The organism is Leucobacter chromiireducens subsp. solipictus (assembly GCF_016758195.1).
Classification (GTDB): Bacteria; Actinomycetota; Actinomycetes; order Actinomycetales; family Microbacteriaceae; genus Leucobacter; species Leucobacter solipictus.
In genome coordinates this window covers 318936-331815 of record NZ_QYAC01000003.1, presented here as the reverse complement: position 1 = coordinate 331815, position 12880 = coordinate 318936, and the positions used below count along the sequence as shown (strand labels likewise).

Below are 12880 nucleotides of genomic sequence, written 5' to 3'. Positions count from 1 at the left end.
GCACGCCGGGCGACGCGGGCTACGCCCGGTGGATCGTTCGGCGTGCGTGGGGCGTCGCGGGCTCCGCCTTGCTGGCCCCCAGGTGGCGGATCCCGATGGGCCCCGTGTGCGGTGCCGGCGCACCGTGCAATTGGGCGTGCAACCGCTCCATGCGGGTGTCGAGTTCGGCCGCGGTGTCGGCGGCGTGCTTGAGTTCCCGGGTCAGCGTATCCGGCACCTGGCGCGCGTACTTGTAGTAGATCTTGTGTTCGAGGCTCGCCCAGAAGTCCATCGCGATCGTGCGGAACTGCACCTCCACGGGCACGTCGACCCGCCCCGTCGAGAGGTACACGGGAATTGACAGGATCGTGTGGAGGCTCTGGTAGCCGTTCGGCTTCGGCGTCTCGATAAAGTCCTCGACCTCGAGCACCGTGATGTCGTCCTGCTGCGTCAGCAGGTCGAACAAGCGGTACACGTCATGGATGAACGCGCAGGTGACCCGCACCCCGGCGATGTCGTGGATCTCGGCTCGGATGACCTCGAACTCGCTGCTGATCCCGCGCCGTTCCAGCTTCGCCACGAGGCTATCGACCGACTTCACCCGGCTCGACACGTGCTCGATCGGGTTGTACTCGTGCATGTGCAGGAATTCCTCGCGCAGGATCGCAAGCTTGGTTTCCACCTCCTGCATCGCGAAGCGGTACTCCAGCAGGAAACGCTGCATCTGATCGCCGAGAGTCCGCAGCGCGCTCGCGGAGATCGTAATCTCGTCGTTCGCTTCGTCGCTCTCGTCGTTCGCTGAGCCGAGGTCAGCTGCGGTGGTGCTCATGTCGTCAGCGTATCGGCGTTGTGTCGGAACCCGCTGTGACTTCGCGACCGCGGCGGGGAGCGCAGCTATTCGGCGCTGGGCCGCCGGCGCAATTGCTTCGTCGCCGAACGCTGGGTCTTCGCGGCGAGGTGGCGACGCTGTGAACCGCGTGTGGGCCGGGTGGCTCGGCGCGGTGCCGGATCCGGCGCGAGCGCCGCGGCCACCCGCTCCGCGAGTTTGTGCTGGGCGCGTTCGCGGTTGCGCAGTTGTGATCGCTGCTCCGAGGCGGTCACGGTGAGCACCCCGGCGATGAGGTGCGGGGCCAGCCGGCGCAGCGCCCGATCACGCCGCTCCGGGCTCAGCGCGGCGGCGAGCGCGCGTGAGCGGGCCGCATCCCAGAGCAGTTCGACCCGACTGTCGGACGTGTTCACGTGCTGACCCCCGGGCCCCGAGGATCGCGAGAATCGCCACACCAGCTCCGTTGCCGGAATGGTGAGCTCCCGAGTGACCTGCAGATCCATGTTTCTAGGGTCGCACGTCTAGTCGTCCGTGCAGACGTTCCCCTCGGCGGGAAGTGTGCCGTCGAGGAGGTACTGGGTCACCGCGGTATCGACGCAGTGTGACCGATCCGAGTACGACGCTGCGTGCCCCTGCCCGTCCAGGGTGAGCAGCCGGGCGTTGCCGAGCTCCTGGACGAGCTCCTGCGCGTAGGGGTACGGGGTCGCGTGATCGCCCGTGATCCCGATCACGAGGATCGGTTCCGCGCCCGGCGCGTCGAAGCTGAACGTGTCGGTAATGTCGAGCCCACTCTCCGGGAGGGTGTAGCAGGTGATGTCCACGAACGGCGCGAGCACGTCGTCCGTGATCTTGGGCCCGCCCAGCAGGCGCGGCACCCCGGTGCTCCGGATGTGCTCGAGCAGGCCAGGCACATCCGGCTCGATCGGGAACGAGTGGCAGGAGATGATCGTCATCGCGAGATCCACCGTGCCCTCGGCGTCGGTGAGGGGCGAGGCGAGGTCGTCGACCGCGTCCTGATCCCCCAGCAGCGCGAGCGCGATCTGGTCGAGCACGCGCCCGCGCTCGAAGTGGCTCGCGTAGAGCGCGCTCGTCAGGATCGAGCTCAGCGCTGCGCCGTCAATCTGCGTCCCGTCGCCGGCCACCAGCGGATCGTCATCAAGCTGATCCAACACGGTGAGCAGCGAGTCCTCGTCCACGAACGGGCAGACCTCCACCTCGTCGCGGTACTCGGTGCGGCAGGACGTGGCGAGCGCGACGGTCGCCCGCGCGATCGCGAGCTGCTGATCGAAGGTGTGAATCAGGTTGGCCCACTGCGCGTTCTCCGCGCTGTCGAGCACCATCCGCCCCACGCGCTCGGGGAACAGCGTGGCGTAGCTCGCTCCGAGCATCGTGCCGTAGGAGTAGCCCAGATAGTCGAGTCGTTCCGCCTCCATGAGGCTGCGCAGCAACTCCATGTCGCGCGCCACCTGGCTGGTGCCCATCGTGTGAGCGATGGGGTTGCCCGCAATGCACTCCGCCATCTGCACGACGGGGAGCTCAGATCCGGCACCGTCGCACTCGAGCGGCGTGCTGTCCCCCACCCCGCGGGGGTCGAACCCCAGGAGGTCGTAGCGCTCCATCACGGCGCCGAAGCCCGGGGACAGGGGCATGCCGATCATGAAGTCGACCCCGCGCTCCCCCGGCCCGCCCGGGTTCCCGAACAGGGTGCCGAGCGGTTGCGTTCCCGTCGCGGGGATGTGCACGATCGCGAGCTCGATCTGGTCCGGGTTCTCCGGGTCCTCCCAATCGAACGGCGCGATCACGGTGCCGCAGCGCATCGTCTTCGGTGCGACGCCCGCGTCGTTCAGCGCCGCGGCCGTGCCGGAGTCCAGGCCGTCATCGGCGGTGCAATCCCGCCACATCACTTCCTGCGCGTACGCCTCGGGGAACGCCGCGGCCTGGGCCGCGGCGGCGTCGCCGCGTGTGTCGGCACCCGCGGCGTTCCCGCCCGCTCCCGCGCCCGTCGCGCAGCCGGCGCACGCCAGCACCGCGGCAAGCACCGCCCCGGCCATCTGCCGCGCCAGACGTCCCCTGCCGCGTTCCCCCGTGTGTGCCATGGTCAGATGGTATCCCGGGCAGCGTCCGGGCGGTGCCCCCGAACGAGGTTCAGGGGCACCGCGCAGACGTCGCCGCACGAACACCGCCGGAGCGTGACCGCGCGGCGTCCGGCATCACGCGGTTTCCGCCTCCGCGACCGCGCGCTGCAGCGCGCCGGTCCGCACGAGTTCGATCGCGGCGCGCACACGCGGGTACATGACCACATCCTGCGTGAGGAAGTCGACGTGGCCGCCGTCGGAGGTGGGCGTCGACCGGATCAGATCGAGCGCGGCGCGGCTCGCGGTCGAGAGGGCCTCCCGCGGCTTCCCGCTCTGCTGCAGCCGCAGCTCAAGCGCCTGCGCGGCGAGCAGCAGCTCGATCCCGATCACGGCCTGCACGTTCGACGCGACCTGGCGCGCGTGCCGGCCCGCGTTGTTCGCCATCGACACGTGGTCTTCCTGATTGGCGCTCGTGGGGATGGAGTCCACGCTGTCCGGATGCGCCAGGGTCTTGCAGTCCGAGACGAGCGCCGCGGCGAGGTACTGCGGCAGCATGTACCCGCAATCCATCCCGACCTTCTCGCTGTCCACCAGCATTTCGGGCAGCCCGCGATTGAGCGAACCGTCTGTGAGACGGAACAGCCGCCGCTCCGCAATGTTCGCGATCTCGGTCGCGCCAATGGCGATGAAGTCGGACGCGAACGCGACGTACTGCGCGTGAAAGTTGCCGCCGGAGACGGCCTTCAAGGTGCGGGTGTCCGGGAGCTCCGGGAACACGAGCGGGTTGTCGGTCGCCGCGTTGATCTCCGTCTCGATGATCCCGCGCGCGAAGGCCAGCGTGTCCTTCACCGGGCCGAGTACCTGCGGGGTGCAGCGCAGCGAGTAGGCGTCCTGCGGCGGCTGGCGCACCGGATCGCGGTGCTCGGACCCGTCGATGAATTCGCTGTCCGCGAGGAGTTCCCGGATCCGGGCCGCGACCGCGATCTGTCCCGCGTGCCCGCGCGCCTCGTGCAGCTGCGGCAGGAATGCGTCACCGAATCCGCACATCGCCTCGATCGACATCGCCGCGGTGATCTGGGCCGCCTCGAGTGCGGTCTCGACGTCGGCGAGCGCGAGCGCCGACTGCGCGGTCGAGAAGGAGGTGCCGTTCAGCAGGGCGAGGCCCTCCTTGGGGCCGAGCACGATGCGTTCGATCCCGGCGTCCCGCATCGCGGCGATCCCCGAGACGATCTCGCCGTTGAGGTGCGCCTCGCCGGATTCTTCCTCTCGGTCTTCCCCCGCGGCGCGGGTCAGCACGATGGCGAGGTGCGCGAGCGGGATCAGGTCTCCGCTCGCGCCGAGCGAACCGAACTCCGGGACGGCGGGCAGCACGCCCTTGTCCATCATCTCGAGCAGGCGGTCCAGCAGCTCGGGTCGGCACGCCGAGTGGCCGCGCGCCAGACTCGCGGCGCGGATGAACATGGCCCCGCGCACCACTTCCTCGTCGAGGTAGCGCCCGATCCCGCCCGCGTTCGAAATGATCAGGCGGCGCGAGAGCTCGGCCGCGTCCTCGACGCTGTCGAAGGCCTGCTTGCCGGCCAGCGATCCGAATCCCGTGTTGATGCTGTAGATCGGTTCCACGGTTTCGCCCGCGCGCATCCGGTCCGAGATCGCGGAGACCCACGCCTCGCTCTCCTGCATCCGCGCCGTCGCCGCCGCGGATGGGCGCGCCGGGACCCGGTCCCGGGTTGCCGCGAGGAAGTCCTCCAGCGTCAGCGTGTTGTCGCCGAGTTCAATTGCGTTCACATCCAGTCCTTTCGTGTGGCGGGATTCCCCGGCCGGATCAGAGCACCTTCGCGAGGAAGGATCGCGTGCGCTCGTGTTTCGGGTCGACCATGACCTCTCGGGGGTCCCCGCTCTCCACCAGATACCCGTCTGCCATGAAGTGGACCACATCCGCGACATCGCGCGCAAAACCCATCTCATGGGTCACCACGATCATGGTCATGCCCCCGCTCGCGAGGTCCTTCATCACATCGAGCACCTCGCCCACGAGCTCGGGGTCGAGCGCGGAGGTGGGCTCGTCGAAGAGCATCAGGGCCGGATCCATCGCGAGGGCGCGGGCGATCGCGACGCGCTGCTGCTGCCCGCCGGAGAGCTGCCCCGGGTAGTGCCCTTCCCGGCCCCGCAACCCCACCTTTGCGAGCAGCTCCATCCCGAGTTCGACCGCCTTCGCTTTTGCCATCCCCTTGACCACGATCGGCCCCTCGGTGACGTTCTGTAGCGCGGTGCGGTGCGGGAACAGGTTGAAGGATTGGAAGACCATCCCGATGTTGGCGCGCCGCTTCGCGATTTCGCTGCTCCGCAGCTCGTGCAGCTTCGATCCGCTGCGGCGGTACCCCACCCGTTCGCCGTCGACCCACATTTCGCCCGCGTCGAGCTTCTCGAGATGGTTGATGCAGCGCAGAAAGGTGCTCTTTCCCGATCCGGAGGGTCCGAGCAGGCACGCCACTTTCCCCCGTTCGACCTCGAGCGAGATCCCCTTGAGCACCTCGACCTTGCCGAATTTCTTGTGCACTTCGATGGCTTCGAACATGGGGCGCTCCTCGACTGCGGCGTTCATGACATTCTCCCGACGTGCTGCACGCTCTCGTCGTCGACGATGAGCTCTCCGATGTCGACCGGCCGGGTGACCGTGTCGAGCTTCACCTTCCGCTCACGCTGCACGCGGCCGGCTTGGAATCCCTTGCTGTAGTGACGCTCGATGTAGTACTGGATCACCGACAGGATCGCGGTGATGAACAGGTACCAGATCGCTGCGACGATCAGCAGGGGGATCGTCTCGAAGGTGCGCGCGTAGATGAGTGAGGCCGAGGTCAGGAGGTCCGCGTAGCCGATGACCAGCACGAGCGCGGTGTTCTTCAGCATGCCGATCGTTTCGTTGCCCGTGGGCGGGATGATGATGCGCATCGCCTGCGGCAGGATCACCCGCGACATGGTCTGAAGCCGCGTCATCCCGATCGCCTCCGCCGCTTCCGTCTGGCCCTTGGGGACGGAGAGGAGCCCGGCCCGCACAATCTCACTCATGTAGGCGGCCTCGTTGAGCGCGAGGCCGAGGATCGCCGCGGAGAACGGCGTGATCAGCGAGTTCGTGTCGATCGCGAAGATCTCCGGCCCGAACGGCACCCCGAGCGCGACCACGGGGAAGAGCGCCGAGAGGAAAAACCAGAGCAGGAGCTGCACGAGCAGCGGGGTCCCGCGGAAGAACCAGGAGTACATCCAGGCGGCCCCGGAAATGATCTTGTTGGGCGAGAGCCGGGCTACGGCGAGCACGATGCCGAGCAGGATCCCGATGGTCATCGAGATGACCGTGAGCATGAGCGTCCGGCCAAGCCCGCTCAAGATCGACGGGTTGAACATGTACTTCCCGACGACCTCCCACTGGAAGCGCGGGTTCGTGAAGATGGTGTAAACGGTCGCGATCGCGAGGATGGCGATGACGATCACGGCGATCCAGCGCCCCGAGTGCCGACTCTCGACAACGGTGAGCGCCTCGCGCGGTGTCGCGGGTGCGGCTGCATTCATGGTGAGGTTCCCTGTGTGGAGGTGACGTTAGTGCGTGGCGCCGTTGATCACGAACTTGTCGATCGCGGCGTCGCTCTGCCCGTATTCGGCGAGGATCTTGTCGTAGGTGCCGTCCGCTTCGATGGCCTCGAGCGACTTCGTGAACGCGGCCATCAGCTCCTCGGAGCCCTTGGGGAAGACGATGCCGAACGGCCCGTCCATCTGGAACGGCGGAGTGATGGCGAGCGCGTCGTTGCTGGTTTGCGCGATGTAGCCCCCCGTGGAGTAGCCGAGCACCACCGCCTCGACGCGGCCGTTCTGGAGCGCCAGGACAGCCTCGTTCTGGCCGGGGAATACCGTGTGGTCCACGGCGGGCTTGCCTTCCGCGACGCATTCCTCGCTCTGGATGTCGGTCTTCTCGGCCCCCGTGGTGCCCTTGACGCCGCCCACGGTAATCCCGCAGAGATCCGTGATCGTTCCGATCTTCTTCGGGTTTTCCTTCGTGGTGAGGATCGCCTCGCCGTTCATGAAGTAGTCGAGGAAGTCGACCTGCTCCTGGCGTTCCAGCGTGTCCGACATCGCCGACATGGCGAGGTCGTAGCGCTTCGCGGCGAGGCCCGGCACGATCGAGTCGAAGGGGACGTTGTGGTAGACGATGGGGACGCCGATCTGCTGCTCGATCGCGTCGGCGAGGTCGCGGTCCAGGCCGATCACGGTCTCGTTGTCCTCGTCGTAGTACTCGAACGGCGGGTACCCGATGTAGCTTGCGGCGTTCAGCACGCCTGCCTGCTGCACGGCCTCCGGGAGCTGGTCGTAGAGCGGCGCGTCGGTGTTGACCTCGGCGGTCGGCTTCGCGCTCCCGCCGTCTGCGGTGGCGTCGCCACTCGAGCACGCGGCGGTGAACAAGAGCGCGGGGGCGATCAGGGCCGCGGCCGCGATCCGGACAGTTGAAGACGTACGCATGGGAGCTCCTTTGCTGGTGCGTGGCGGACCGGATGGCCCCGGGTTTTCGCTTGATTCTCGGCCGGGCTACTCTGCCCTGGGCGACCGGTCGATCCGGCGAATGCTCCAACTGTAGGGGCGGGGTTTCGCGGGCAGAATACGCATTCTCAACCGCTGAGAATGCCCACGCACCGGAACCCGAGTCCGGGATGCCAGACGTCTATTTCCGCTGGGGTCGGCCCCGGCACCGATCCGCGACCCGCGCCGCGGCACCGGCACCGGCCCCGGCCCCGGCCCCGGCCCCGAGGGCCTCCGGCCACGCACCGCGCCCCGAGGCCCAGTGCGGACCCCGGGGCGCGTGTGGCGGCGCGTACTGCCGGATGGCGGGAGCGCTGCCGGATGGCGGGAGCGCTAGGCGGCCTGCACCGTCACCGGAAGGCTCTCGTAGCCGCACAGCGTCGTGTGGATAAAGGGCTGCGGTTCCGCCGTGAACTCGAGCCGCCGCACGCGCTTGGCAAACGTGGTGAGCAGCACGTCCATCTCGAGCCGGGAGATCGGCTGGCCGACGCACTGGTGAATCCCCATCCCGAACGTGAGGTGGCCCGAGGCGTCGCGATCGATGTCGAACTCGTGCGCGTCCGGCCCCCACTTGGCCTCGTCCCGGTTGGCGGAGCCCAGGAAGAGCAGCACCTTGGTCTCCGCCGGGAGTTCGATGCCCCCGATCACCGTGTCGCGGCTCGTGGTGCGGTAGAAGGACTGGAACGGGGAATCGAAACGGAACGCCTCGTCGATCGCGAACTTCATGAGCCTCGGATTCTCGTGCACCCGGGCATACTGCTCGGGATGCGCCGCCAGCCACCGGATCGTGTTGCCGAGCGCGATGATCGTGGTGTCGAGGCCCGCGGAGAGCATCGCACGAACCAGGAGGGTCGCCTCCTCCGGCGGCACATTTCCGGCGTCCGCCTCCCGCCAGATCCCGGCCCCCATGCCCGCCGGGTCGAGGTTCTCGCGGCGGCAGGCCTCCAGCACCCAGTCGTAGGTGCCCTCGCCCGCCCGCAGGTGGCCCTGTGCGACCTCGTTCTGGGGCCCGAACGTCGCGAAGTTCGCCGCCCCCTGCGCGATGAGGTTCGCCTCACGTCCCTCGCGCGGGATCCCGACGGCGTCGGCGAAGACCCTGATCGGATACACCTGGGCGAAATCCGTGACGGCATCGAAGCTGCCCTGCTCGATCACCCGGGTCACCAGCTCGTCCGCGAACTCCTGGAACCCGGCGCGAAGCTTTCGCATCTCCCGCGGGTTGATCACCGCGTTCATGGCGTCGCGCATGCGCGTGTGCACGGGCGGGTCCACCTCGAGGATGCCGGGCTGCCGGCGGGGCGGGACGCGATGAATATTGATTTCCCCCACACCTGCCCCCGAGATGAACGTGCGCCAGTCCTCGAGGATCTCGCGCACCTCCGCATCGCGCCCGAACGCGTGTACCCCGTACTGCGGCAACCAGGCAGCGGAGCCGGCGGCGCGGAGCCGGGTGAAGAAGGGGTGCGGGTCGGCGAGGGTGTCCGGCGCGTAGGGGTCGTCTGACAGCTCGGGAACGGGGGTGGTGGTGACAGTCATGGGCTGAGGTGTCCTCTCTCCTTCGAGTGGTTGCCCCGAGGCTAACCTCGGGATCTGCCCGGCTCCGAGCGCGCGTCTCACCCTGCGAGAACGGCGCTTGGCACCGCGGGGCCGCGGGCGATTCACTCGTGAGTCACCGGGACTCCAGGCACGAACGAGCCGTCCCGTTCCGTCGCTCCCGACCGCCCAGGAGGCCCTGTGTCCGCGAACCCCGCCCCTCGCTCACCGTCGAGCACGATCCCGCCCGGGTTCGTCGTCGCCCACGTGCGTGAGCGGCGGGCCCTCACCCCGCAGGTGACCACGTTCCGACTCAGCCTCGACGACGCCCGCACCGCCGAGTCCGCTGCCGCGGGATCGCACATCGAAGTGCTGCTCGATCTGGGCGCGGGCGAGGAGGTGCGCCACTACTCGATCTGCGCGGCGTCCGAATCCGACATCACCATCGCCGTGCTTCGCGAGGCCGACGGGCGCGGCGGCTCCCGGCACCTCCACGACGAGGTGCAGCCCGGAACGGAACTCCTGGTGCGCGGGCCGCGCAACACGTTCCCCTACCGCGCAACGGGCCCGGCACTGTTCGTGGCCGGCGGCATCGGGATCACGCCCTTCCTCACGATGATCGCCGAGGCGGAGGCGGCCGGGGTCGACTGGCAGCTGCTGTACCTCGGACGGGACCGGGACCTCATGGCCTACGCCTCCGAGCTCGCGCGCCACGGCGATCGCGTGACCTTCTGGGACAGTGCAACGCGCGGCCGGGCCGACGTTGCGGCTCGGATCGCGGCGCTCCCCCCGCACACCACCGTGTACGCCTGCGGCCCGGAACCCCTCCAGCACGCACTGCGTGAGGCCGCCGCGGCCACCGGGCACGCGATCGTGATCGAGGATTTCGATTCCGGGAAGGCCGATGCCCCGGCCGCACAGGAGAACGAGGCACCCGCCGGGGCACCCGGAGGCGCCGTGTCCGCGGATGGCCGGCCTTCGCTCCCGTTCACCGTCGAACTCGCGGACGGCAGCGAGATCGACGTGGCGGCCGATCAGAGCATCCTCGACGCGCTCAACCAGGCGGGTTTTCGTGCGCTCAGCTCCTGCAAGCGCGGGACCTGCGGCACCTGTGAAACCCCGATCCTCGAGGGCACCGCCGACCACCGTGACAGCGTGCTCTCGGAGGAGGAGCGCGCGGCCGGCGAGACCATGATGATCTGCGTGTCTCGTGCCTGCGGCTCCCGGATCACACTCGACCTGTGAGGGAATCGACGCGGGGTGCGACGCCCCGGTCCGAGCGCCTCCGCTCAGCCTCGCTCTGCCGCCAGCGAGTACTCGCCGCCGCTCTGCAACAGCTCGGAGAAGCGCTCGGCCGCGTTCACGACGACGCGGCGAGCCTCGGCGATCCAGTTCGAGCCGCACCGCTGTTGCGGCCCCGCGACCGTGAGCGAGCAGACGACCTCGTTCCCCGTCGCAAACACGGGCACCGACACGGCCAGGGCGTTGGCAATGTACTCGCCCCGAGACACGCCCCAGCCCTCCTGGCGGATCCGAACCAGCTCCCCGGCGAGGGTCGCGGCCGGCAGGGTGCGCTCGGTGAGTGTCCGCACGCGCTCCGCGAGGACGTGGTCGATCACGCTCTGCGGGGCGTGTGCGAGGAGCACTCGCTGCGCCACCCCTGCGTACAGCGGCAGCAGCTGATCCAATCGGAAGGCGACCCGCTCGACGCTCGGCGACTCCACCTGCCGCAGGCACACCGCGTTGGTGCCCACCCGCACCGTCAGCGTGGACGTTTCGCCGGTCGCCGCAGAGATCTCCTGCAGGAACGCGTAGCCGAGTTCGAGCAATCGGGTCCGGGACACGTCGTGCCGCGAGATCTCGGAGAGCCGCCACCCCGTGACGTAGAAGCCCCCGTGTTCTTCCACCAGCTCGTACTCGCGCAGCGTGCGCAGGTAACGGTAGACCGTGCTCAGCGGCAGACCGAGTTCTTCCGCGATACTGCCCGCGCGGATCGAGCCGTTGTCCGCAATCGAGGACAGCACTCGCAGGCCGCGCTCGAAGGAGCTGTCGGCGCTCCCGGACTCCGTACGGTTCACCGACCGCGGCTTGGTGGTTGCACTACTCATCGCGCCAGCTCCCTTGCGTTGCGCGCCCCGGCCCCGTACGGGCGAGGACCATCCGACACCGAAAAAGATACCGGATCGCGGCACCCCGCGCGGACCACGCGCAGCCACTCGCTCCGCGCGCGACCCCGTCCTGGCCCGGCGCCCCGCAACCTCGATATTCTCGCTCCCACACGCTTCGACCCGACCGGAGGACCCCATGACCACGCACCCCACACCCGGCTCAGCCGCATCGTCCGCTGCGGAAACAGCGCACCCGGAGCAGGTCGTGACGGCGCTGCGCGCGGCGCTCGGCGCGCGCGTTGACACGGCAGCGAGCACCCTCGAGGCCGCCCGGGCCGATCGCTCCGGCCATGTCTCCCCCGGTGCCCCGCTCGCCGTGGTGCACGCCGAGTGCGTGGACGATGTTCAAACAACGATGCGGATCGCGTCCGCGCACGGCACGCCCGTAGTGGTGCGCGGCGGCGGCACCGGTCTGGCCGGGGCGGCGAACGCCGGGCCGGGCCAGCTGGTCCTCTCGACCGCCCGGATGAACCGACTGCTCGAGGTCCGCGCAGACGATCTCCTCGCGGTGGTCGAGCCCGGCATCCTGAACCTCGCCCTCGACGAGCAGCTCGCCCCCTGGGGCCTCTGGTGGGCACCGGATCCGGCAAGCCGGGACATCGCCACCGTCGGCGGGAACATCGCGACGGGGGCGGGCGGCCTGCTGTGCGCGAAGTACGGGGTGGTCCGGGACGCCGTGCTCGGCGTGGATCTGGTGCTCGCGGATGGCCGTCTCGTGCGGCTCGGTCGACGCACCGTGAAGGGGGTGTCTGGACTCGACCTCACCTCGCTGGTGATCGGCTCCGAGGGCCAGCTCGGCGTGATCGTGGGGGCCACGCTCAAGCTCCGCCCGCTCGTGCCCGGTGCAGCGTGCACCCTCACCGCCACGTTCGCGGAGGTGCGCGAGGCGGCGCGCGCGGCGTCCGCGGTCACCGCTGCCGGGGTGCAGCCGGCGATCATGGAGCTCATGGACGCGCTGAGCCTCGCGTCGGCGCATCGTCTCCTCGGGCTGCCCGCGCCCGCCGACGGCGCATCCCAGCTCACGATCCAGACGGACGGCCCCTCCGGCCCCGAGGACGCGGAGCGCATCGCCGAGCTGCTGCGCGCGGCGGGCGGGACCGTCGCGATCACGCTGGATCCGGACAAGGGCGAGCAGCTCCTCGCGGTGCGCCGGGCGATGCTCCCGGCGGTCGAAACGCTCGGCACCGCCCTCATCGAGGATGTCGCGGTGCCGCGCAGTGCGCTCGCGGATATGTTCGACGAGGTGGCGCGGGTGGAACGCGAATACGGCGTGACCATCCCCACGATCGCGCACGCCGGGGACGGCAATCTGCACCCCACGTTTGTGTTCGCGGGCCCCGACGTGCCGCCCGTGGTCTGGGAGGCCGCGGCCGATCTCTTCCGTTCGGCGCTGCGTCTCGGCGGCACGCTCTCCGGGGAGCACGGCATCGGGCTCCTGAAATCGCGCTGGCTGGCCGAGGAGCTCGGCGAGACGCAGTGGGAGCTGCAGCGCGAGGTGCTCCGGGTGTTCGATCCGGCGGGGATCCTGAACCCCGGAAAGGTGTTCGCCACCGAGGGGTAGCACCGGGGCGCGAGACCGGGGCGCGACACCGGGGCGCGACACTGGCGGGCGGCACCGGCGGGCGGCACCGGCGACCGGCTCCTGGCATCGGTGCGCGCAGCACTCGTCCGAGATATCGGACACTACCCGCGGAGGCCCCGGCCAGCCGCACGGTGCTGCGTGGTGGGATGAGATT

11 protein-coding genes are annotated in these 12880 nt (G+C 69.4%); 2 read left to right on the top strand and 9 right to left on the bottom strand.

Translation table 11 applies throughout. The annotated features are described in order from the left end of the window. Positions 1-19: 19 nt before the first annotated feature. The 8 genes from D3230_RS07380 to D3230_RS07345 form a co-directional block, all read right to left on the bottom strand. Entirely contained in the window at positions 20-808 is a 789-nt protein-coding gene (locus D3230_RS07380) for a GTP pyrophosphokinase (protein ID WP_202344384.1), read from the bottom strand. Positions 809-873: 65 nt separating this feature from the next. Continuing rightward, positions 874-1308 (bottom strand): alternative ribosome rescue aminoacyl-tRNA hydrolase ArfB, encoded by a 435-nt coding sequence (gene arfB, locus D3230_RS07375; RefSeq protein ID WP_202344383.1) that lies wholly within the window; start codon positions 1306-1308, stop codon positions 874-876. Positions 1309-1326: 18 nt separating this feature from the next. Further along, positions 1327-2901, bottom strand: coding sequence for an alpha/beta hydrolase (locus D3230_RS07370; protein WP_202344382.1), 1575 nt, complete (start codon positions 2899-2901; stop codon positions 1327-1329). Positions 2902-3015: 114 nt separating this feature from the next. After that, positions 3016-4665: an HAL/PAL/TAL family ammonia-lyase gene (locus D3230_RS07365; protein WP_337249128.1), complete on the bottom strand. Its 1650-nt coding sequence runs from the start codon at positions 4663-4665 to the stop codon at positions 3016-3018. Between the two features lie 37 nt (positions 4666-4702). After that, a complete protein-coding gene (locus D3230_RS07360; protein ID WP_272929006.1) occupies positions 4703-5482 on the bottom strand; it encodes an amino acid ABC transporter ATP-binding protein in 780 nt (259 codons plus the stop codon). Continuing rightward, positions 5479-6444, bottom strand: coding sequence for an amino acid ABC transporter permease (locus D3230_RS07355; RefSeq protein WP_202344380.1), 966 nt, complete (start codon positions 6442-6444; stop codon positions 5479-5481). Before D3230_RS07355 ends, D3230_RS07360 begins: the two co-directional genes overlap by 4 nt. Before the next feature lie 27 nt (positions 6445-6471). Then, on the bottom strand, positions 6472-7386 hold the full coding sequence (locus tag D3230_RS07350) for an ABC transporter substrate-binding protein (RefSeq protein ID WP_202344379.1): 915 nt from the start codon (positions 7384-7386) through the stop codon (positions 6472-6474). A gap of 390 nt (positions 7387-7776) precedes the next feature. Further along, on the bottom strand, positions 7777-8979 hold the full coding sequence (locus D3230_RS07345; protein ID WP_202344378.1) for a cytochrome P450: 1203 nt from the start codon (positions 8977-8979) through the stop codon (positions 7777-7779). A gap of 198 nt (positions 8980-9177) precedes the next feature. Here D3230_RS07345 and D3230_RS16375 point away from each other — a divergent pair, with 198 nt between their 5' ends. Next, entirely contained in the window at positions 9178-10221 is a 1044-nt protein-coding gene (locus D3230_RS16375; protein ID WP_202344377.1) for a 2Fe-2S iron-sulfur cluster-binding protein, read from the top strand. A gap of 44 nt (positions 10222-10265) precedes the next feature. Here the strand turns inward: D3230_RS16375 and D3230_RS07335 are convergent, their stop codons facing one another. Further along, positions 10266-11084, bottom strand: coding sequence for an IclR family transcriptional regulator (locus tag D3230_RS07335; protein WP_202344376.1), 819 nt, complete (start codon positions 11082-11084; stop codon positions 10266-10268). Positions 11085-11280: 196 nt separating this feature from the next. Between D3230_RS07335 and D3230_RS07330 the strand changes: the two genes are divergently transcribed. Further along, complete coding sequence (locus D3230_RS07330) at positions 11281-12705, top strand: FAD-binding oxidoreductase (protein WP_202344375.1); 1425 nt, start codon at positions 11281-11283, stop codon at positions 12703-12705. The last annotated feature ends 175 nt before the right edge of the window (positions 12706-12880 follow it).